Source organism: Actinocrinis sp. (assembly GCF_035653575.1).
Lineage (GTDB): Bacteria > Actinomycetota > Actinomycetes > Streptomycetales > Catenulisporaceae > Actinocrinis.
Genome location: NZ_DASRBQ010000185.1, coordinates 1 through 22,650, shown reverse-complemented (window position 1 = coordinate 22,650; position 22,650 = coordinate 1). Strand labels below are relative to the sequence as shown.

The window sequence follows — 22,650 nt, the reverse complement described above, 5'->3', positions numbered from 1 at the left end:
TTTATCCGGTGATACCGGGCCGGGCGATTCAGAGCGCGGATAACCCGGCGCCTCCCGCCGATTCGACGGCACGCGTGAGGCGAATTCGCGCGGGCACGAGGAAAGCCGCGCGGCGCTATGCGCGGACGCTTGCTTCCCTCGCGCCTTGCCCATTACCGGCGTGTCACAGCACTGGCGGTTTACAGCGACAGTTCGATGATCTGCCCGTCCCGGTCGAGGAGACTGCGGCCGACGTCCACGTACTCCGCGCCACGCGGCCCGTGGATGTGGATTCCGGTGAAGACCGCGACATCGGCTGGGATCGGGTCGTCCCGCAGCACCTTGATCGCCTCGTCGGCGTCCAGTCCAATCAGATCCCTGGCGATCCGGATGATCGAAAGCAGATCGACCTTCTCGCTGTCCTCGACCAGCGGCGCGATGCGTTCGCGCAGCCGGGACTGCTCGGGGTCGGCCTTGTCGAGGTACGGGTAGTCGGAGGTGTGCACGTCGCCGCCGCGCAGCTCGTCGTGCAGAGCCATCAGCGCGCCGCAGGTGCTCGACGGCCCGGGCACGCCGGGCCGTTCGACGTTGCCGATAATCCCCGCCTCGTCCACGCCCACATGGGTGAGTCCGAACAGGACGAAGGTGCGGCGGCCGTCCACCAGCGGGGCGTGTCCGCGCGCCGCGGCCACACCCGTCCGGCCCAAAGTCAGCAGCCCGGCCAGGCCGGCCATGTTGAAGGCCGGGCCCCACGCGCGCTGCAGCTCGGCGGTCAGGGCGAAGGCGAGCTCGTCGCGGCAGGTCGCGATCAACGGCAGCGCCGCGCCGCGGTGCACGCCGTGCTCACGCAGCCGGTCCTGGGTCGAATTGACGAACTGGTTGGCCGGGATGGCGGCCGGGAAGTCGCGGGCCAGAGTGCTGGCGAAGCTCACGGGCGGGTACCCTCCACGGTCGGTCGGACGGTCTGATCAGCACACTAGTCGCCTGGCTGGTGAGCGGAACCGTGTACCAGTCGACAACGTGATGTTCGCACAGACTGTGTTAACTCACCGTTGCGGAGTCCGACTTGAACCAGGCCTAAGTACTACGGCTAAGATGAGGTATCTTGACGTCGAGATAATCACTCAAGCAGCGGCCAGCACCCACGGCCGGCGAACAACGGTCAGCGAACGGAGTCCCCGCGATGTCAGCAAGCAGCGCGACCAACAGCTTCGGCGCCCGCGCGCAGCTCGGCGTCGGCGACGCGTCCTACGAGATCTTCCGGCTCGACGCGGTGCCCGGCGCGGAAAACCTGCCCTACTCGCTCAAGGTGCTGCTGGAGAACCTGCTGCGCACCGAGGACGGGGCGAACATCACCGCCGACCACATCCGCGCCCTGGCGGGCTGGGATCCGAACGCGGAGCCGGACACCGAGATCCAGTTCACCCCGGCGCGGGTGATCATGCAGGACTTCACCGGCGTGCCCTGCGTCGTGGACCTGGCCACCATGCGCGAGGCCGTGGTGGCCCTGGGCGGCGACCCGGCGAAGGTCAACCCGCTGGCCCCGGCCGAGCTGGTGATCGACCACTCGGTCATCGCCGACGTCTTCGGCACCCCGGACGCGTTCACCAAGAACGTGGACATCGAGTACGAGCGCAACCAGGAGCGCTACCGCTTCCTGCGCTGGGGCCAGACCGCCTTCGACGAGTTCAAGGTGGTACCGCCCGGCACCGGCATCGTGCACCAGGTCAACATCGAGCACCTGGCCCGGGTCGTGATGAGCCGAAACGGTCAGGCCTACCCGGACACCGTGGTCGGCACCGACTCGCACACCACCATGGTCAACGGCCTGGGCGTGCTCGGCTGGGGCGTCGGCGGCATCGAGGCCGAGGCGGCGCTGCTCGGCCAGCCGGTCTCGATGCTCATCCCGCGCGTCGTCGGCTTCAAGCTGACCGGCGAGCTTCCGGCCGGGGCCACCGCCACCGACCTGGTGCTCACCATCACCGAGATCCTGCGCAAGCACGGCGTGGTCGGCAAGTTCGTCGAGTTCTACGGCGAGGGCGTCACCGCGGTCCCGCTGGCCAACCGGGCCACCATCGGCAACATGAGCCCCGAGTTCGGCTCCACCTGCGCGATCTTCCCGATCGACCAGGAGACCGTGGACTACCTGCGGCTCACCGGACGCACCCCCGAGCAGCTCGCGCTGGTCGAGGCGTACGCCAAGGAGCAGGGCCTGTGGCACGACCCGGCGAGTGAGCCGAAGTACTCCGAGTACGTCGAGCTGGACCTGTCCACGGTCGTCCCCTCGATCGCCGGGCCGAAGCGCCCGCAGGACCGGGTCATCCTGGCCGAGGCCAAGTCCCGGTTCCGCACCGCCGTGCGCGACTACGTCAAGGACGCCGACGAGTCCGGCATCGAGTCCTTCCCGGCCTCCGACGCCCCGGCCGTGCGCAACGGGATCTCGAAGCCGACCCCGGTGACCGCGCCCGACGGAGCGCAGTTCGAGATCGACCACGGCTCGGTCGTCATCGCCGCCATCACCTCGTGCACCAACACCTCGAACCCCTCGGTCATGCTCGGCGCGGCGCTGCTGGCCAAGAAGGCCGTCGAGAAAGGCCTGCACGTCAAGCCATGGGTGAAGACGACCCTCGCCCCCGGCTCGAAGGTGGTCACCGACTACTACGAGCGGGCCGGCCTGACCCCGTACCTCGACAAGCTCGGCTTCAACCTGGTCGGCTACGGCTGCACCACCTGCATCGGCAACTCCGGCCCGCTGCCCGAGCACATCTCCGAGGCGGTCAACGCGGCCGACCTGGCCGCGGTCTCGGTGCTCTCCGGCAACCGCAACTTCGAGGGCCGGATCAACCCCGACGTGAAGATGAACTACCTGGCCTCGCCGCCGCTGGTGATCGCCTACGCCATCGCCGGGACCATGGACTTCGACTTCGAGCACGACGCGCTGGGCGCCGACCAGGACGGCAACCCGGTGTACCTCAAGGACATCTGGCCCGCCCCGGGCGAGGTGCAGGAGGTCATCGGCTCGGCGATCTCGGCCGAGATGTTCGCGCACGACTACTCCGACGTGTTCGCCGGGGACGAGCGCTGGCAGTCGCTGCCCACCCCGACCGGCAACATCTTCGAGTGGGACGCGGACTCGACCTACGTGCGCAAGCCTCCGTACTTCGAGGGCATGCCGCCGGCCCCGGCCCCGGTCGAGGACATCACCGGCGCCCGGGTGCTGGCCAAGCTGGGCGACTCGGTGACCACCGACCACATCTCCCCGGCCGGCTCGATCAAGGCCGACTCCCCGGCCGGCAGGTACCTGGCCGAGCACGGGGTCGAGCGGCGCGACTTCAACTCCTACGGCTCGCGGCGCGGCAACCACGAGGTGATGATCCGCGGCACTTTCGCCAACATCCGGCTGCGCAACCAGCTGCTGGACGGGGTCGAGGGCGGCTTCACCAAAAACCTGCTGACCGGCGAGCAGACCACCATCTACGACGCCTCCGTGGCCTACCAGGAGGCCGGCGTGCCGCTGGTCGTGCTGGCCGGCAAGGAGTACGGCTCCGGCTCCTCGCGGGACTGGGCCGCCAAGGGCACCGCGCTGCTGGGCGTCAAGGCGGTCATCGCCGAGTCCTACGAGCGCATCCACCGCTCGAACCTGATCGGCATGGGCGTGCTGCCGCTGCAGTTCCCGGCCGGCCAGAACGCCGCGTCGCTGGGCCTGACCGGCGAGGAGGAGTTCTCCATCACCGGCATCACCGCGCTGAACGACGGCACGACGCCGCGCACGGTGAAGGTCAAGGCCGGGGACAAGGAGTTCGACGCGGTGGTGCGCATCGACACCCCCGGAGAGGCCGACTACTACCGAAACGGCGGAATCATGCAGTACGTACTGCGCAACCTGATCAAGGCGTGAGGCTAAGTCACATCCGAGCAATCGGGTAGCGAGCACAGCGCGGAAGCCCGCGCCCGCAGTCGTCGGGCGCGGGCTTCCGCACGCTGTACCCCAGGCCAACCAGGGCCTAGGGGATAACGAGGGTTTTCCCGCTATCCCGGGGTGGCTACGGGTGGGTAATTTCACTCTCGGCCCAGACCGTTCTTATGAGAACGCTTATTCGTACACCCGTCGCTCGGCTGCCAGCCCGCGACTGGTGTGAAGCGGCGCCCGCTACAGGCAAGGGCGTAGACCGGCCGGGGCGCGGGACACAATCCCGCCCCCGGCCGTGTCGTCGCGATCCAAGCGTCCCCGGCGCGGATACCCACCCGGAGCTACTGCCCTCCGGCCGCGCCGGGGAATCCCTTCCCGCAGTCGGCGCGCGGCTCTCCCCGCCCTGCGGTCGCCGCAGCGGCGCAGAAGCGCCCGGATGGCTCTATCTACCGCACAAGCCCGTGAACCAGACTGTGTCCACAGTGTCACGGCAATTCGGCTTTCTGGTCGCAGTCGCCGCAAGCGTCCGACCTCTCCGGATATTGTTGCCTCCTGCACCAATCCTGGCTCCAACCCCCCGAGTATGCGGTCAGCCTGGGCAGATCCGGCCTCAATCGAGCGGAAACCTGCTCAACGGATGCCCCGCGCGCCCACCGGATCCGCGGCGCGAGGCGCTGCGACAACGAATCCTGCGATCCCGCGCGGCGCGAGCTGCGCGCAGAAACCGCCTCAGTCGAACACGCCGGCGGCGCGCGCCCGAGCCCCGCTCGGCCGGACGAGCCTCCGCAATCTCCCGAGCCGCCCGCCGAGTCGGCCGCGCGGACTTCTTTCCGCTCGCGACTTGGTAGCGCTAAAGCGGTTCTTGCCAAGCTCAGCGCGGTACCGGCCCGATGGCGATCGGATTGCGGCGCGGTAACGAGAACCGGCCCGGTAGGGCCTCTGGTCTCGATTCGGCAACGTATGGAAGGGCCTCAGAGCTCTGCCGAGTCCCTGATTCGACAGTCGTTCGAATTGTTGCCGGAAGGTGTCCCGGGCGTGTGCCGTAGCACGTCGCGCGCCGTACCACGATCACCCGGCGCGACACATTGGTCTAGACCTCGTCCGATATGTCGGATTTCGAGGTCTGGTGTGTATCCTTCGGCAGCGAAACGCGTTTCCCAATCGTTACACCGTTCAACAAAATGACCGGTCAGACCCCTTCCCAACCAGGGGCTGACCGAATACGTTGCCGGTCACAACATTCCATGAACGCCGAGCCGCCGGGCACTGGTTGCCACCGGGCCGGCACTGAGAAAGGACCAAGACGCGATGATGCGTAAGGCCGTCCTCACCGCCACCGTCGGCGCCGCTGCTCTGGCGCTCGGTGTCGCGGCGTGTTCCAGCTCCTCCTCGCCGAGCTCTTCTTCTTCGGGCAGCTCCAACAACGGTGGGGCCAAGCCGAAGATCGGCATCATCCTGCCTGAGACCGCGACCTCCGCCCGCTGGGAGGGCGCGGACCGCCCGGCCCTGAGCGCCGAGTGCGCGAAGAAGAACCTGGACTGCGACATCCAGAACGCGCAGGGCAGCGACCAGCAGGAGAAGTCGATCGCCGACCAGATGATCAAGACCGAGCACGTGCAGGTCCTGCTGCTCACCCAGACTGACCCGACCACCGGCCTCGCGGTCACCAAGGAAGCCCACGACGCGGGCGTCAAGGTCATCGACTACGACCGTCTGGTGCCCGGCTCCAACGCCGACTACTACGTGTCCTTCGACAACGTCCAGGTCGGCAAGAACCAGGGCAACGCGCTGGTCGCGGCGGTCAAGGCCGCCAACATCGCGAAGCCGGACGTGGCGATCCTCGACGGCGCCCCGACCGACAACAACGCCACCCTGTTCAACCAGGGCTACATGTCGGTCCTCAACCCGCTGATCTCGGCCGGCACCTGGAAGAAGTCCGCCGAGCAGGCCATCGCCAACTGGGACAACACCACCGCCGGCACCACCTTCACCTCGATGTACAACGCCGACCACGGCATCAACGTGGTCATGGTCGCCAACGACGGCATGGCCAACGCGGTCATCGCGGACCTGAAGAACCTGGGCATCAACGGCAAGGTGATCGTCTCCGGCCAGGACGCCACCGCGGGCGGCCTGCAGCACATCCTGGACGGCGACCAGGCGTTCACGGAGTACAAGCCGTCGACCCAGGAGGCCGTCCCGGCCGTTGACCTGGCCGCCGAGCTGGCCGCGGGCACCACGCCGACCGAGAGCTTCGCGACGGTGACCGACCCGAGCAACAACCAGCCGATCAAGTCGCTGCTGGCCACCCCGATCACCATCACCAAGCAGAACGTCGACCAGCCGATCAAGGACAACTACACGCCGTACAAGGACGTCTGCACCGCGGCCTACGTCGCCAAGTGCACCGCGGCCGGCATCACGGCCCAGTAAGTCCCGGAATCACCCGGTTTCGCGCGGCGGTCCCAGCTGGGCCGTCGCGCGGAACCGGGGGCTTGGCTTGTACGGAGGCGTCCCCGGTGGTATCGCGTTGTCACAGTTTCGCCATATCGAGGCGGGTCCAGGAGAAGAGGTCGAGGTGAGCGAGAACGAGCCGATCCTGCGCATGCGCGGGATCAACAAGTCGTTCGGCCCCGTCAGTGTGCTCAAAGGGGTGGACTTCGAAGCCCACCTCGGCGAAGTGACGGCGCTGGTCGGCGACAACGGGGCGGGCAAGTCCACCCTGGTCAAGTGCATCGGTGGCACTTACTCCATCGACGAGGGGGAGTACCTGTTCGAGGGCAGGCACGTCAAGGTGCACGGTCCGCGCGACGCCGCGGAGCTGGGCATCGAGATCGTGTACCAGGACCTCGCGCTGTGCGACAACCTCGACATCGTGCAGAACATGTTCCTCGGCCGCGAGCGGGTCACCGGAGCGCGCACCCTCGACGAGCCCTCCATGGAGCGGGCGGCCGGCGAGACCCTCGCCTCGCTCTCGGTGCGCACGGTCAAGTCCGTGCGGCAGAAGGTCGCCAGCCTCTCCGGCGGCCAGCGGCAGACCGTGGCCATCGCCAAGGCCGTGCTGTGGAACTCCAAGGTCGTCATCCTCGACGAGCCGACCGCCGCACTCGGCGTCGCGCAGACCGCGGAGGTGCTGCGCCTGGTGCGCAACCTGGCCGACCAGGGCCTCGCGGTCATCCTCATCTCGCACAACATGAACGACGTCCTGCAGGTCTCCGACCGCATCGCGGCGCTCTACCTCGGCCAGATGGCCGCCCTGGTCAAGCGCTCCGAGGTGACGCACACCCAGATCGTGGAGCTGATCACGGCCGGTCGCTCGGGCAACCTCGGCCTGCCGCTGACCACCACGCTTAGCTCGAACGGAGCGGCCGCATGAGCGAGCTGATCGACAGCCGCGCCGACGCGGCCCCCACCGTCACCGCCGCGGTGCCGCGCACGCTCGGCGAGACCTTCAACAACTACCGGTCCCGGGTGCGCAGCGGCGAGATCGGCTCGCTGCCCGCCGTGATCGGTATCGTGCTGCTGATCGTGATCTTCTCGATCGCCCAGCCCGGCTTCCTGACCCTCTCCAGCTTCGTCTCGATCCTGCAGGAGTCGGCGCCGACCATCACCCTGGCCATGGGCCTGGTGTTCGTGCTGCTGCTCGGCGAGATCGACCTGTCCGCCGGTGTCGTCGGCTCGACCGCCGCGGCCTTCGGCGCGATCCTCTCGGTCAAGCACGGCATCGCCTGGCCGATCGCCATCCTCGGCGCCGCGGCGTTCGGCGCGATCGCCGGCACCCTGCTCGGCACCCTGCGCGCCCGCATCGGCATCCCCTCGTTCGTGGTCACCCTGGCCGCGTTCATCTCGTTCCAGGGGGCGCAGATCCTGGTGATCGGCAGCAGCTCCGGCCAGGTCTCCATCACCGACAAGACCCTGCTGCTGCTGGACAACGGCCGCATCTCCCCGGTCCTCGGCTGGGTGTACCTGGTCATCGCGGTGGTCGGATATGCCGCCGTGAAGTTCGTCCAGGTGGCCAGCCGGCGCAAGCAGGGCCTGGCCAACGAGCCGACCAGCGTGCTCGCGCTGCGCATCGCCGCGCTCGCGATCGGCGGCGCGATCTTCGTCTACTTCTGCAACGTGGACGAGGCGCTGGACTGGCAGAAGCGCGAGGGCATCCACATCCGCGGCGTCCCGTGGGTGGCGCCGATCATCGCGGTGATGCTGGTCATCCTGACCTTCGCGCTGAGCAAGACCCGCTACGGCCGGCACGTCTACGCGGTCGGCGGCAACGACGAGGCCGCCCGCCGTGCCGGTATCCCGGTCCGGCTGATCCGCACCTCGGTGTTCGTCATCTGCTCGACGATGGCCGGTTTCTCCGGGCTCTTCCTCGCCTCGCAGCTGAACGGAGTGAACACCCAGGAGGGCGGCGGCAACGTCCTGCTGCTGGCGGTCGCGGCCGCGGTCATCGGCGGCACCTCGCTGATGGGCGGGCGCGGCCGGGTGGTCGACGCGGTGCTCGGCGGCCTGGCGCTGGCGATCCTGCAGTACGGCATGAGCGACCTGATCAAGGGGGGCAACGCCTCCGCCTATCAGTTCATCATCACCGGCATCGTGCTGCTGCTGGCGGCCGCGGTCGACGCGCTCTCGCGGCACGCGGGCCGCACGACGAGTTAGGCGCAGGCACTACTCCGCAGGCAGGGTGGCACGCGTCGGACGGGAGACGAACGGTGATGACTGCTCAGAGCTCTGAGAGGCACTGCCTTGTCTGAACGCCGCAACTCGGCCATGGCAGCGGGCGCGGCCGGAGCCACCCAGGACGAGGTGCGCCGTCACAACGTGTCCACCCTGCTGCGGTACGTGCACGTGCACGGACCCACCTCGCGCGCGGAACTGACCGCCGCGATGCAGCTCAACCGGTCGACGATCGGCGCGCTTACCGCCGACCTGACCAACGCCGGTCTCGTGCGCGAGGAACTCCCCGCGCGCGGGGCCGGCGCGGGGGCCGGGCGACCGTCCCTCGTCGTCGTGCCGCGCTCGGAGCGGGTGTACGTGCTCGCCTTCGACATCGGCGTCGACTACCTGATCGCGGCGCGCGTCGGGCTCGGCGGAGCCGTGCTGGACCGGCGCGAGCTGTACCGGCCGCGCGGCGACTACGCCCTCGACGACGTGGCCGCGCACCTGGGCCGGTTCACCGGCGAGATGCTCAGCCGCGCCGCGTCCGACGCCGTGTGCGTCGGGATCGGCGCGGCGATCGCCGGCGTGGTGCGCGACGCCGATGGGCTCGTCCGCTTCGCCCCCAACCTCGGCTGGGTGGACGCCCCGCTCGGCGAGACCCTTTCCTCCGTGCTCTCCCAGCACGGCATCCACGCCCCGGTGGCGGTCGGCAACGACGCGGACCTCGGCGCGCTCGCCGAGCACGTGCGCGGAGCCGCGGCCGGAGCGACCGACGCGGTGTACCTGACCGGTGAGGTCGGCGTCGGCGCCGGGATCATCGTCGGCGGCCAGCCGTTGCGCGGCGCCGGCGGTTACGGCGGTGAGCTCGGTCACATGGTGGTGAACCCGGCCGGGCGGCTGTGCCGCTGCGGGGCGCGCGGCTGCTGGGAGACCGAGATCGGCGAGAAGGCCATCCTCGACGCGGCGGGACACCCGGACGGCCCCCGATCCACGGTGCCCGCGGTGGTGGCCGCGGCGGCCGGAGGCGACCCGCGCGCCGCGGCCGCCATCCGTCATGTGGGGGAATGGCTCGGCATCGGCGTCGGCAACCTGGTGAACATCTTCAATCCCGAGGTGGTCGTCTTCGGAGGCCTGCTGCGCGACATCCTCCCGGCCGTCGAGCAGCAGCTTCGCACCACGCTGCGCACTTCGGGCCTGGTCGCCCCGCGCGAGCAGGTGCGGCTCGTCGCCCCCGGCCTCGGCCCGGACTCGACGCTGGTCGGCGCCGCCGAACGCGCCTTCGGCCCGCTGCTGAGCGACCCGCCCGGCGCCCTCGCGCCGTTGCTCGCGGCCGCCGCCACGCCACCCGCCGACGCTTGGTGAAGCGCCCGAGGCGCACATACTTCGCGGGCTCCTCGCACCGCCGCCGGATGGTGGCGAAGGTCACCTCAGGACGGTGAAGATCGTGTGGAGGGCCGGATGATCTACCCCGGTCCGCGACCGCTCGGCGATTAGACTCGGACCCTCGTCCCATCGGATCTTCGGCGCGCGAGCGCTCAAGGTCCGGACAGGGGACCATTGACTCCGGGCTTCGCCACACTCGGGGAACCGTCGAGCCACCAAGGAGGAACCCGTGTCGCTGCCGGGCAGTTCGAGCGCCGAGAACGCGTCAGAGAGTGCGTCAGCTTCGAGCGTTGGATCCCTTCTCAGCACCGTGCACGGGCCGCGGGACCTGGACCGGCTCGGCCGCGAGGAGCTGGTGCGCCTCGCCCGGGAGATCCGCGACTTCCTCATCGAGAGCGTGACCAGGACCGGCGGCCACCTCGGCCCCAACCTCGGCGTGGTCGAGCTCTCGCTGGCGCTGCACCGGGTCTTCGACTCGCCCCGCGACACGATCATCTGGGATACCGGGCACCAGTCCTACGTGCACAAGATCATCACCGGCCGGCACGACTTCTCCAAGCTCAAGCAGGAGGGCGGCATCTCCGGCTACCCCTCCCGCACCGAGTCCGAGCACGACGTGGTGGAGAACTCGCACGCCTCCACGGCCCTCTCCTACGCCGACGGCATCGCCAAGGCCTACCAGGTGCGCGGGCAGACCGACCGGCGGGTCGTCGCGGTCATCGGCGACGGCGCGCTGACCGGCGGCATGGCCTGGGAGGCGCTCAACAACATCGCCTGCGCCAAGGACCGTCCCGTCGTCATCGTGGTCAACGACAACGAGCGCTCCTACGCGCCCACGATCGGCGGCCTGGCCGAGCACCTCTCGACGCTGCGCGCGACGCAGGGCTACGAGAAGTTCCTGTCCTGGGGCAAGGGAACGCTCAGCCGCACCCCGGTCGTCGGGGCGGCCATCTACGACACCCTGCACGGGATGAAGAAGGGCATCAAGGACATCGTCGCCCCGCAGGGCATGTTCGAGGACCTCGGCCTGAAGTACATCGGCCCGATCGACGGGCACGACGTGACCGCGGTCGAGGCGGCGCTGCGCCGGGCCAAGGGCTTCCGCGGCCCGGTCATCGTGCACTGCATCACCCGCAAGGGCGAGGGCTACCAGCCGGCCCTCGACGACGAGGCCGACCACTTCCACGGCATCGGCGTGATCAACCCGGAGACCGGGCTGCCGTTCCAGATCGCCGGGCCGAGCTGGACCGACGCCTTCGCCGACGAGATGGTCAAGATCGGCAACGAGCGCTCCGACGTGGTCGGCATCACCGCCGCCATGATGATCCCGGTCGGGCTGCACAAGTTCGCCAAGGCCTACCCCGACCGCATCTACGACGTCGGCATCGCCGAGCAGCACGCCGCGACCTCCGCGGCCGGCCTCGCCTTCGGTGGCCTGCACCCGGTCGTCGCCGTGTACGCGACCTTCCTGAACCGCTGCTTCGACCAGGTGCTGATGGACTGCGCGCTGCACCGCGCCGCCGTGACCTTCGTGCTCGACCGCGCCGGCATCACCGGCGACGACGGCGCCAGCCACAACGGCATGTGGGACATGTCGATCCTCCAGGTGGTCCCCGGCCTGCGCATCGCCGCCCCGCGCGACGCCGCCCAGGTACGCGCCCAGCTGCGCGAGGCCGTGGACGTGCACGACGGCCCGACCGTGGTGCGCTACTCCAAGGGCGCCGTGGGGCCGGAGATCGAGGCGGTCGACCGGGTCGACGGCGTGGACCTGCTGCGGGCGCCCGCCAACCCCGACGTCCTGATCGTGACTGCCGGCCCGATGGCCGTGCAGGGGCTCCAGGCGGCGGAACTGCTGGCCGCGGAGGGCATCGAGGCGACGGTCGTGGACCCGCGGTGGGTCAAGCCGGTCAATCCGGTGCTGGTCGAACTGGCCCGCGGCCACCGCGCCGTGGTGACGGTGGAGGACAACGGCCGGGTCGGCGGCGTCGGCGCCGCGATCAGCCAGGCGCTGCAAGATTCAGGGGTGACCCGGCCGGTGCGGGTGCTCGGCATTCCGCAAGAGTTCCTCGACCACGGCAAACGCGCCGCGATCCTGGAGCGGATCGGGCTGAGCGCGCAGGGCGTCGCCGCCGCGGCGCGCGCGGCGCTAAGCTGACCGCGGGCCGGGAGGTCGACGCTATTCTTTCGTCCGGCTCGAATTCGTTACAGCACGGGGACACACTGTAACGCGATGTTTCCCGCGCTACCTTAAAGCCTCCTGAAAGAATTAGCGCGTGGATCCCACTCGTACGAATACTGACGCCCGGCCCGCGACCGTAGTCATCGGCGCCGGTCCGGCCGGCCTCACCGCGGCCTACGACCTGAGCAAGCACGGCTACCCGGTCCGGGTGTACGAATCGACGGACGTCGTCGGCGGCATCTCGCAGACCGTGGAGCGCGACGGCTGGCGCTTCGACATCGGCGGCCACCGGTTCTTCACCAAGGTGGCCGCGGTCGAGGCGCTCTGGCACGAGATCCTGCCGGACGAGGACTTCCTGCTGCGCCCGCGCATGTCCCGGATCTACTACCGGGGCAAGCTGTTCGACTACCCGCTCAAGGCCGGCAACGCGCTCAAGGGGCTCGGGTTGATCGAGGCGGCCCGCTGCATCGGCTCGTACGCCTGGGCGAGGGTCCGTCCGCCGAAGGACCAGACGCACTTCGACGCCTGGGTCACCGCCCGCTTCGGCAAGCGGCTGTTCTCCATCTTCTTCAAGACCTACACCGAGAAGGTGTGGGGCATGAGCACCGCCGAGTTGCCGGCGGACTGGGCCGCGCAGCGGATCAAGAACCTGTCGCTGATGGGCGCGATCAAGAACGCGCTGCTGCCCAAGCGCAACCAGAAGGAGATCACCAGCCTCATCGAGGAGTTCCAGTACCCGAAGTACGGGCCCGGCATGATGTGGCAGGTCGCCACGGACAAGGTGCGGGCGCAGGGCGGCTCGGTGGAGCTGAACGCGCCGGTTGAGCACGTTCGCTGGGAGGCCGGCAAGGGCGCGGTCTCGGTCACGGTGGCCAGTGCCGACGGGACTTCGACCGAGGTTCCGGCCGACCACGTCGTCTCCTCCACGCCGATCTCGGCGCTGATCCGCTCGATGCAGCCGGCCGCGCCGGCCCCGGTCCAGGCCGCGGCGGACGACCTGCGCTACCGCGACTTCCTGACCATCGCGCTGGTCGTCCCGCTCGAGGCGGGCTTCCCCGACAACTGGATCTACATCCACACCCCGGGCGTGAAGGTCGGGCGGATCCAGAACTTCGGCTCGTGGTCGCCGTTCCTGGTCAAGGACGGGCGCACCTGCCTCGGCCTGGAGTACTTCGTCAACGAGGGCGACGAGGTGTGGAGCGCCCCGGACGACGAGCTGGTCAAGCTCGGCACAGCCGAACTCGAACGGCTCGGCCTGATCGCACCGGGCAACGTCGAGGCCGGATACGTCGTGCGGATGCCGAAGGCGTACCCGGTGTACGACGACCGCTACCAGAAGAACCTGGACGTCATCCGGGAGTGGCTGGCCGCGAACGTGCCGAACGTGCACCCGGTCGGCCGCAACGGCATGCACCGCTACAACAACCAGGACCACTCGATGCTGACCGCGCTGCTGACCGCGGAGAACATCCGCACCGGCTCGGCGCACGACGTGTGGTCGGTCAACGTCGAGGAGGAGTACCACGAGGAGGGCGGCGACGGCGGCACCAAGCGTTCGACGCCCGCAGGGACCGGGCGTGACGCGCCGCTGATGCCGCGCCAGGGGCAGCAGCTGCCGAACGAGGCCGTCTCGGCGTAGGGATCCGCATGAGTCAGGGGGTGGATCTCGAGGCGCCCGCGGCGCCTCCGGCTGACGGTGGGTCAGCCGACGGTGCGGGAGCGGGCGGCAGCCGGGGCCGGCTGCGCTGGTTGCTTGACGGGTTGTGGGCGACGTTGCCCGCGTGGGTGGTCGGGCACGTGATCGTGTGCCTGATCTCTTGGCACATGAGCAGGAACCACCCGCTCGCCAAGCTCTTCATGTGGGACACGCCGTGGTACCGGTACATCTCGGCGAACGGGTACGACCCGCAGGGTGGGTTCGTCCACTTCTTCCCGCTCACGCCGATGACGGCCGCGGCGGTTACCGCAGTGACCCGGCTGCCTGTCACCATCGCGTTGTTCGGGGTCTGCTGGGCCGGCGCGTTGGTGTTCGGCGCGTTGGTTCATCGAATCGTCGTACGGGAGACCGGGGATCGCGCCTCGGCCCGGCGCGCGGCCTGGCTGACCCAGCTCGCTCCGGGCGGATACGCGCTGGTGATGGCCTACACCGAGCCGCTGGCCGGGGTTCTGGCCGCGGGCTACTTCCTTGCGATCCGTGCGTACCCTGACCGGAAGTCGCGGACGTGGACGGCGGTCGTGCTCGGCTTCCTGAGCGGCATCGCGCGCCCGACCGGCCTGCTGCTGGCGATCCCGGGCGCCGTCGAGGGCGTGCGCTCGGCCCACGCCGCAGGCTGGCGCGGTCGCGTCGCGGCGAAGGCACTGCTGACGACCGTCGCGCCGGTCGCGGGTCTGATCAGCTTCCTCGCCTACTCACGACTGCGGTTCCACTCCTGGATGCTGCCCTTCACCCAACAGACCCTCAAGGCGAACCGCGCTCATCTGATCAACAGCCCGGTACATGCGTTCCATGTCGTCTCGCGGTTCCGCTACCACGGTCACCAGGTCGCGGACATGTGCCTGCTGCTGATCGTGCTCGGGGCGGTGCTGCTGCCGGTCGTCGCGCGCAAGCTGCCGGCGTCGTATGCGCTGTGGACGCTGCCGATGTACGGCCTCGCGATCACGTCACACAACTTCACCTCGCTGCCGCGTTACGTCGGCGCCCTCTTTCCGATCCTGATCGCGGCCGCCCTGGTCTTCCGGCGCTGGTGGCAGGAGGCGGTGCTGCTCAGTGCGAGCGTGGCACTTCTGATCTGGACGACGCACACGGCGCTCGCGGGATTCCTGGTCGCCTGACGCCAGACGGGTGACGCCAGGCGGTGACGCTCGAAGCGAAGCAGGGCCCCGGCCGGACTCCTCATCCCGGCCGGGGCCCTGCTCCTTCAGCTAACGCCGGATCAGCTCGGCAGCGACGCCAAGCCCGGCGGCAGGAACCTGCGCCCGGTGACCTTCTCGGACACCCCGGTGCGATCCAGGTACGGCGTGATACCGCCGAGGTGGAAGGGCCAGCCAGCGCCGAGGATCATGCACAGGTCGATGTCCTGAGCCTCGGCCACGACGCCGTCCTTGAGCATCAGGTCGATCTCCTCGGCGATCGCCGAGAGCGCGCGGTCGCGCACCTCCTCGGCCGTCGAGGGCTTGTCCCCGACCTGGAGCAGCGCCTCGACCTCCGGGTCCAGCGTGGTCGTGCCGGGCAGGTAGAACGCCTTCTTGCCCGCGCCCACCAGCCGGCGCACGTTCTCCGACACGCTGAACCGGTCCGGGAACGCGCCGTGCAGCGTCTCCGAGACGTGCAGCGCGACCGCCGGGCCGACCAGCTCCATCAGCACGAACGGCGACATCGGCAGGCCCAGCGGCTCCAGCGCGCTGTCCGCGATCTCGACCGGCGTGCCCTCGTCGAGCACCTCGTTGACCACGCCGAGGAAGCGGGTCAGCAGCCGGTTGACCACGAACGCCGGGGCGTCCTTGACCAGCACGCTGGACTTCTTCAGCTGCTTGGCCACGGCGAAGGCGGTGGCCAGCGAGGCGTCGTCGGTCTTCTCCGCGCGCACGATCTCCAGCAGCGGCAGCACCGCGACCGGGTTGAAGAAGTGGAAGCCGACCACCCGCTCGGGGTGCTCCAGCTTGGCCGCCATCTGCGTGATCGACAGCGAGGAGGTGTTCGTCGCCAGCACGCAGTCCGGCCGCACGACGGCCTCGACCTCGGCGAAGACCTGCTGCTTGACCGAGAGCTCCTCGAACACCGCCTCGATCACGAAGTCGGCGTCCGCGAAAGCGTCCTTGGTCAGCGAGCCGGAGACCAGCGCCTTGAGCCGGTTGAGCTTGTCGGCGTTGAGGCGGCCCTTGAGCGCCTGGAAGTCCAGCTGCTCGTGGACGTACTTGACGCCCTTGTCCACCCGCTCCTGGTCGATGTCGGTCAGGACCACCGGCACCGCGAGCCGCTGCACGAACAGCAGCGCGAGCTGAGAGGCCATCAGCCCGGCGCCGACGATGCCGACCTTGGTCACCGGGCGGGCCAGCGACTTGTCCGGGGCGCCGGCCGGGCGCTTGGCCCGCTTCTGCACCAGGTTGAACGCGTAGATGCCGCTGCGCAGCTCCTCGCTCATGATCCGGTCGGTCAGCGCCTCGTCCTCGGCGGCGAAGCCCTCGTCGCGCGACGCGGTACGCGCCTTGGCGATCAGGTCCAGCGCCAGGTAGGGCGCCGGGGTCGCGCCGTGCACCTTGGAGTCCGCGATCTGCTTACCGCGCGCGAGCGCTGCGTCCCACTCCTCGTCCGAGAACGTCTTGCGCTCGATCACGATCTCGCCGCGCAGCACGCTCGCCGCCCACGCCAGCGACTCCTCCAGGAAGTCCGCCGGCTCGAACAGCGCGTCCGCGATGCCCAGCTCGTATGCCTTCACGCCCTTGAGCTGGCGGTTCTGCGAGAGCGAGTTCTCCAGGATCACGGTCACGGCCGCGTCCGGGCCGATCAGCCGCGGCAGCAGCTGCGTACCGCCCCAACCGGGGATCAGGCCGAGGAAGACCTCAGGCAGCGAGAACGCCGGTACACCCGCCGAGATCGTGCGGTACGTGCAGTGCAGTCCGATCTCCACGCCGCCACCCATGGCCGCGCCGTTGATGAACGCGAACGTGGGCACGGACAGCTCGCCGAACCGCCGGAACACATCATGACCCGACTTGCCGATGGCGTAAGCCTGCTCGCGCTCGGTCACGACCTCGACGCCCTTGAGGTCGGCGCCGACGGCGAAGATGAACGGCTTGCCGGTCACGCCGGCGGCCACGATCTCGCCCGCCTCGGCGAGCCGGGCGACCTCGTCGAGGGCCGCGTTGATGTTGATCAGGCCGCGCGGCCCGAAGGTGGTCGGCTTAGTGTGGTCGAAGCCGTTGTCCAGCGTGATCAGGGCGAACCTGCCCGCGCCGTTGGGCAGGTCGAGGACCCGGACCGGGGCGGAGGTGACCACCTCGTCCGGGAAGGCCTCCGCTGCCTTCTGTGCCAGCTCGCTCGTCACTTGTCGGCTCCTTCGAAGTGCGGGTTCTCCCAGATCACGGTGCCGCCCATGCCGATGCCGATGCACATCGTGGTCAGGCCGTAGCGCACCTCGGGGTGCTCCTCGAACTGTCGGGCGAGCTGGGTCATCAGGCGGACCCCGGAGGAGGCCAGCGGGTGGCCGAGCGCGATCGCGCCGCCGTACTGGTTGACCCGCGGGTCGTCGTCGGCGATGCCGTAGTGCTCGAGGAAGGCCAGCACCTGCACGGCGAAGGCCTCGTTGATCTCGAACAGGCCGATCTGGTCGATGGTCAATCCGGCCGACGCGAGCGCCTTCTCGGTGGCCGGAACCGGCCCGTAGCCCATCACCTCTGGCTCGACCCCGGCGAACGCGAACGAGACCAGCCGCATCCTGATCGGCAGCCCCAGTTCCCGGGCCACCTCCTCGGCGGCGATGATCGACGCCGTCGCGCCGTCGTTCAGTCCCGCAGAGTTCCCCGCGGTCACCCGGCCTCGCACCCGGAACGGGGTCTTGAGCCCGGCCAGCCCCTCCAACGTCGTGTCGGGGCGCGGCGGCTCGTCCTCGGTGGCAAGCCCCCAACCGCCGCCGCCCGGGGTCTGCGACTCGAGCGAGTTGCGAGTGGCCACCGCCACCAGGTCCGGCTGGATCTTGCCGTCGGCGTACGCCTTGGCGACCTTCAGCTGCGAGTTCAGCGCGTAGGCGTCGGCGCGCTCGCGGGTGATGCCGGGGAAGCGGTCGTGCAGGTTCTCCGCGGTCTGGCCCATGACCAGCGCGGACTCGTCGACCAGCTTCTCGGAGACGAACCGCGGGTTCGGGTCCACGCCCTCGCCCATCGGGTGCCGCCCCATGTGCTCCACGCCGCCGGCGATCGCCACGTCCACGGCGCCGAGGGAGACGGCGCCGGCGACCGTGGTCACTGCGGTCATCGCGCCGGCGCACATCCGGTCGATCGAATAGCCGGGGGTGGTCTTGGGCAGCCCGGCGAGCAGGGCGGCGGTGCGCCCCAGGGTCAGCCCCTGGTCGCCGATCTGGGTGGTCGCCGCGATCGCGACCTCGTCGATCCGCTCCGGCGGCAGTTCGGGATGGCGCCGCACCAGCTCCCGGATACATTTGATGATCAGGTCATCGGCGCGGGTCTCGGCGTAGATGCCCTTGGGACCTGCTTTGCCGAACGGGGTGCGGACGCCGTCGACGAAGACGACGTCGCGAGCGGTACGAGGCACAGGGCACTCCTGAAGTCATCGCGTTCGTTGGCTTCCGGCCAGGCCGGGACCCCGGCCGAGTCGAACCTCGAAGCCCGGCGTTGGGTCTGCGGCTATGCTACCCGTCAGTAACAAGAAGCGGTACCCGGGGATTCCAGCCTGGCCCTGCTCGCTCAAGCCGCGCTTTCGCGGTCCTGTGGAGTGGGTGGGCGCTTCGCGCTAGACGCTGCGCTATCTCAGGGCTCCGGTGCGCTCCGCCTCGACGCCCACGGCTCGCCTCTTTCCGAGGAGGGCGGTCGTCTCACCTTGGCCGCCGTTGTCCGGGGCACTCAGCTGCGCGCGCCAAATGCGGTGGCGAATTGCCGTGCGCACTGCTAGCCTGCGGCAGGCCGTGCGAGAGACCGAGGAGGTGGTACCCGTGAACGTATCGACATGGGTGCTCCCCTGCGGGGTCACGGTCGGGCGATAGGTCGTCCGGGAGCGCCGTTCGAGCACTCCCGAAGGGCACGACCATGCAAGTCACTTCTGAACAGCGCCTCGACGGCGGCGCCTTCGAGCGCGCATTCACCCTCGGCGAGATCCCCGGCTTCCTGTGGACGCCCGGATCCGCCTCTGCATCCGCACCGTCCCCGTTGGTCTTGCTCGGCCACCCCGGTGGGCTACACACGATGTACCCCCGGCTGGCGGCTCGGGCCCGGCGCTGCGTGGCGCAAGGCTTCGCTGCGGCCACCATCGAGCTGCCCGGCAGCGGCGAGCGGCCCCGGTTGGCCTCGGCCGAGCAGGCCCGCGCCGACCTGCGGCGCGCGATTCAGGCCGGGCAGCCGGTCGGTGACGACATCGTCGACCGGCTCATCCTCCCGCTGGTCGACAAGGCGGTCCCCGAATGGCGGGTGACCGTGGACGCCCTGCTTTCGCTGCCTGAGATCGGCGGCCCGGTCGGATACGCGGGGGGCGTGATCGCCATCGGTGTCCGGCTCGCGGTGGTCGAGCCGCGGATCGCGGCAGCCGTTCTCTTCGCCGGGAGCTTCGTGCCGCGTGCCACGTTCGAGGAGGCCCAGCAGGTCACCATTCCGCTGCTGGTCCTACTCCAGTGGGACGACGAGGGAAACGACCGGCAATCGGCCCTGGAGCTGTTCGACGCGTTCGGCTCCAAAGAGAAGACGCTGCACGCCAATATGGGCGGACACACCGGCGTCCCGCAGTTCGAGGGAGATGACGGCGACCGGTTCTTCGTGCGGCATCTGAGGTAGGGACCCGGGCCGCCCGGCCGGCAGCAGGGGATATCGGCAGCGGGCAAAACTGCCGGGCTGCCGGCCGGGACGCGGCTGACCGAGGAGAGATCTCGGCGCTGGGATGGGAGGGCGGCCGCAGGCGTTAACAGGCAAGCGCCGGGCGTGTTGAGGCGGAGCGAACGCGTACTTAGAGCGCCGGGGGCCGACCCGCCTCGCGCCGCAGCGCGGAGCCGATTACGTGTGCGGTCAGCTCGACCTGCCATGGCCGCGCGCCGCCTGCGCTCAGCGTTTCGGCGATGGTCGCGTCGTCGAGGCTTTCCGGCGGAGACCAGCACAGTCGGCGCAGCAGGTCGGGGGAGAGCAGGTTTTCCACCGGAATCAGATGCTCGTCCGCGATCGCCGCTACGGCCGGGCGCGCCGCTGCCAGCCGAGCCGCCGCCTCGGGCGCGCTGCGCTCCCAGGACTTGGCGGGTGGCGGGCCGTCGTGCGCGGGCTGCGCTGAGGGCAGCTGTGAGTCGGGCAGCGTGAGTGCATTACGCAGCGCCGCGTGATAGCTGACCGCGTCGGCCGATCGGGTGCGTCCAGAGAATCCGGGCACCGCGCGCAACGCCTGGACCGTCTCGGGGAGGCTGATCGCCGCCTCGATGATCGCGCTGTCCGGCAGGACTCGGCCCGGCGTCATGTCGCGCCGGCGCGCGAGCATGTCGCGATGCTCCCAAAGCGCGCGAACGACCGCGAGATTGCGCGGCCTGCGGACCTTGTGGATGCCTGACGTACGCCGCCATGGCTCCGCGCGCGGGGGGTGCGGGGCAGCGGCCAACACCGCGGCGAACTCTTGTTCTGCCCAGGCCAGTTTGCCCTGCGCGTCGAGGTCACGATGTACCGCATTGCGCAGATCGACCAGCAGTTCGACATCGAGCGCTGCGTAACGCAGCCACGGCTCGGGAAGCGGGCGCGTAGACCAGTCGTCGGCGGAGTGGCCCTTCTCCAAGGAGAAGCCCAGAAGTTCCTCGACCATCGGACCGAGCCCGACTCGCGCGTAGCCTGCCAGCCGGCCGCCCAGCTCAGTGTCGAAGATGTATGGCGGAGCCAGCCCCACTTCGCGGAGACAGGCCAAGTCCTGCGCGGCAGCGTGCAGGACCCACTCGGTATTCGCGAGCACGGCGCTCAAGGCGGAGAGGTCGGGGCAGGCGATCGGATCGATCAGCACCGTGCCCGCGCCCTCGCGGCGTAGCTGCACGAGGTAGGCGCGCTGGCTGTACCGATAACCGGAAGCCCGTTCGGCGTCGACCGCGACCGGTCCGGTGCCCGCCGCAAAAGCCGCCACCGCCGCCGCGAGCGCCTCAGCGTCGGCGATGACATCAGGTACGCCATCACGCGGGACGAGGAGGGGCACGGCTTCGGGGTTAAGCGGCGGCTGCTCGCGGGCGTCAACGGTCACGCCCTTACGGTAACGCGCGGACGGCCCGCTTAGACGGTTGATTCCTGGCCATATCCGCTAACGCGTGTTGCGCCAGGGGGAAGAAGCTGCTTTAGGGGAGCGGCGGGCGGCGCGCAGTGGGACGAAAAGCCGCCGGGCGCGTGGATCACCACGCGCCCGGACATGGCGCCCACCGCGATCCGCGCGGCCGGTCTGAGGCAGCGACCGCTGCTGCGAGCGCGAGCGCGAGCGTGCCGCCACCGCGACTGCTAGTTCCTGCGACTCGTACCGAAGATGCGTGCAGGCGTTCCGTTGCCGGTTTGCCTGTCGCGATCATGGCAGGCTGGCCATGCCCTGCCAGTTTGTCGATCGTCGATCGTCGCTAAGCGATCAAGCGATCAAGCGATGATGCCGCCTCGCATGGCCACCGCGACCATGCCGGCGCGGTCGCCCGTGCCGAGCTTGCGGGCGATGCGGGCGAGGTGGCTCTTCACGGTCAGCGCGGACAGGCCCATCGTCTGGCCGATGGCCTTGTTCGAGCGGCCATCCGCGACCAGGCGCAGCACCTCGATCTCGCGCGCGGACAGCTCACGGCAGCCGGCGTTCATCGTGGGCGGCAGGGCGCCGACGGCCAGTGCCGCCGCCGTGCCGGCCGCGCCGCTCATCGCCGCGAGCCGCTGCTGGCGCAGATGCGGCGGCATTCCGGACACGCTGCCGAAGCCGGGTCGCGCCTGCGGGAGCGCCCGAGCGCCGGTCACCACGTAGCCGCGCACACCGGACGCCAGGGCCGCACGCACCGCGTTCGTGTCGTCGGCGGTGGAAATGGCGACCGCGCTGCTCCAGCCCGCGTTACGCATCTCGGCGAGCAGGGCGAGGCCGGGTCCGTCCGGCAGGTGCACGTCCACCACGGCGATGTCGCGCGGGGTCGCCATCCTGGTCCGGGCTTCCGCGATGGTGGAGGCCTCGACGACGTCGCGGACGCCGAGCGCCCACAGGTGTCGGGTGACCGAGGTGCGTACCCGCAGGTCGTGGACCACGACCATGGCGGTGAGCTTAGCTGGCCGATAGGCCAGCAGGCTCGCAGTGTGATCGACGAGTACCGACACCTGGCCTCCCGATGTTGGACGGGGATCGGCCGCAGAGGGTGGAGGAGCGGCCGGATGGGGCTCTACGGAGGAGGAATCGGCAATGTGGGTGGCGACCTTTAGCGTGACGGCCACCCGAGTCGGCCTAACAAAAGACCGGTTCATACCGGAATCACCCCCTGCTTCCACCCGAACGGGGGCGACGGCGGGGCGCCGCTGCCCTCCCTCCGGGCGGCCCCTTCCCCTGGGCGGCTCAGCGGGCACAAGCTGACCAGCGGAGATGACCACGTGTCAGTGAGGCGCCGCACCGCCCCGACAAAGGGTGGAATCGAGACCTACCCACTCAGGCATCCGGGTAATCATGTTTCGATATTCACCTGCATGGACGAATAGACCTCCGTCGTCCAAAGTGTTGTGACTCATCCGGAACCATGGCGATAAAGACATAGTCATGCTTATCCGGGCATTCGGCGGCAGGTGCGGAGCGAGAGCCAAGGGTGGGGGAGGTGGGGGCTACCGGCGCGGCGGGGCGCGTGGGGCTGCGCCGCGCGGCTGGGCG

13 protein-coding genes and 2 pseudogenes are annotated in these 22,650 nt (G+C 69.6%); 9 read left to right on the top strand and 6 right to left on the bottom strand.

Annotated elements, in window-relative coordinates; genetic code table 11:
- Window positions 1–179: 179 nt before the first annotated feature.
- On the bottom strand, window positions 180–911 hold the full coding sequence (locus VFA06_RS25255) for a hypothetical protein (RefSeq protein WP_324843214.1): 732 nt from the start codon (window positions 909–911) through the stop codon (window positions 180–182).
- 251 nt (window positions 912–1,162) lie between these two features.
- Between VFA06_RS25255 and acnA the strand changes: the two genes are divergently transcribed.
- The 8 genes from acnA to VFA06_RS25215 all read left to right on the top strand — a co-directional run bounded on the left by acnA (window position 1,163) and on the right by VFA06_RS25215 (window position 14,939).
- On the top strand, window positions 1,163–3,877 hold the full coding sequence (acnA, locus tag VFA06_RS25250) for an aconitate hydratase AcnA (RefSeq protein ID WP_324843213.1): 2,715 nt from the start codon (window positions 1,163–1,165) through the stop codon (window positions 3,875–3,877).
- Window positions 3,878–5,197: 1,320 nt separating this feature from the next.
- The gene (locus tag VFA06_RS25245; protein ID WP_324843212.1) at window positions 5,198–6,322 is read left to right on the top strand and encodes a sugar ABC transporter substrate-binding protein; all 1,125 of its coding nucleotides are present in this window, start codon (window positions 5,198–5,200) and stop codon (window positions 6,320–6,322) included.
- A gap of 172 nt (window positions 6,323–6,494) precedes the next feature.
- Window positions 6,495–7,265, top strand: coding sequence for an ATP-binding cassette domain-containing protein (locus VFA06_RS25240; protein WP_349260353.1), 771 nt, complete (start codon window positions 6,495–6,497; stop codon window positions 7,263–7,265).
- Window positions 7,262–8,545, top strand: coding sequence for a sugar ABC transporter permease (locus VFA06_RS25235; protein WP_324843210.1), 1,284 nt, complete (start codon window positions 7,262–7,264; stop codon window positions 8,543–8,545). The genes VFA06_RS25240 and VFA06_RS25235 overlap by 4 nt, the downstream gene beginning before the upstream one ends.
- Before the next feature lie 87 nt (window positions 8,546–8,632).
- Entirely contained in the window at window positions 8,633–9,907 is a 1,275-nt protein-coding gene (locus VFA06_RS25230; protein WP_324843209.1) for an ROK family protein, read from the top strand.
- A 256-nt stretch (window positions 9,908–10,163) separates the two neighbouring features.
- A complete protein-coding gene (gene dxs / locus VFA06_RS25225; protein WP_414639959.1) occupies window positions 10,164–12,083 on the top strand; it encodes a 1-deoxy-D-xylulose-5-phosphate synthase in 1,920 nt (639 codons plus the stop codon).
- A 118-nt stretch (window positions 12,084–12,201) separates the two neighbouring features.
- Window positions 12,202–13,746, top strand: a complete 1,545-nt coding sequence (locus tag VFA06_RS25220) for an NAD(P)/FAD-dependent oxidoreductase (protein WP_324843207.1) — start codon at window positions 12,202–12,204, stop codon at window positions 13,744–13,746.
- Window positions 13,747–13,754: 8 nt separating this feature from the next.
- Window positions 13,755–14,939 carry a hypothetical protein gene (locus tag VFA06_RS25215; protein ID WP_324843206.1) on the top strand — a complete coding sequence of 395 codons (1,185 nt, stop codon included), beginning with the start codon at window positions 13,755–13,757 and terminating at the stop codon, window positions 14,937–14,939.
- A 101-nt stretch (window positions 14,940–15,040) separates the two neighbouring features.
- On the opposite strand, the gene VFA06_RS25210 is transcribed toward VFA06_RS25215, so the two are convergent.
- Both VFA06_RS25210 and VFA06_RS25205 read right to left on the bottom strand, forming a co-directional pair.
- Window positions 15,041–17,152, bottom strand: coding sequence for a 3-hydroxyacyl-CoA dehydrogenase NAD-binding domain-containing protein (locus VFA06_RS25210; RefSeq protein WP_324843205.1), 2,112 nt, complete (start codon window positions 17,150–17,152; stop codon window positions 15,041–15,043).
- Window positions 17,149–18,375 carry a thiolase family protein gene (locus tag VFA06_RS25205; RefSeq protein ID WP_324843204.1) on the bottom strand — a complete coding sequence of 409 codons (1,227 nt, stop codon included), beginning with the start codon at window positions 18,373–18,375 and terminating at the stop codon, window positions 17,149–17,151. Before VFA06_RS25205 ends, VFA06_RS25210 begins: the two co-directional genes overlap by 4 nt.
- A 491-nt stretch (window positions 18,376–18,866) precedes the next feature.
- On the opposite strand from VFA06_RS25205, the gene VFA06_RS25200 reads away from it, so the two are divergent.
- Window positions 18,867–19,604, top strand: coding sequence for an alpha/beta hydrolase (locus tag VFA06_RS25200; RefSeq protein WP_324843203.1), 738 nt, complete (start codon window positions 18,867–18,869; stop codon window positions 19,602–19,604).
- Window positions 19,605–19,773: 169 nt separating this feature from the next.
- Here the strand turns inward: VFA06_RS25200 and VFA06_RS25195 are convergent, their stop codons facing one another.
- From VFA06_RS25195 to VFA06_RS26185, 3 genes and pseudogenes are all read right to left on the bottom strand, one after another.
- A complete protein-coding gene (locus VFA06_RS25195; protein ID WP_324843202.1) occupies window positions 19,774–21,027 on the bottom strand; it encodes an HRDC domain-containing protein in 1,254 nt (417 codons plus the stop codon).
- A 377-nt stretch (window positions 21,028–21,404) separates the two neighbouring features.
- Window positions 21,405–21,605: pseudogene (locus tag VFA06_RS26190) on the bottom strand (response regulator transcription factor); the annotation flags it as partial.
- Window positions 21,606–21,748: 143 nt separating this feature from the next.
- Window positions 21,749–22,112 (bottom strand): annotated as a pseudogene (locus VFA06_RS26185) (response regulator); the annotation flags it as partial.
- Window positions 22,113–22,650: the final 538 nt, after the last annotated feature.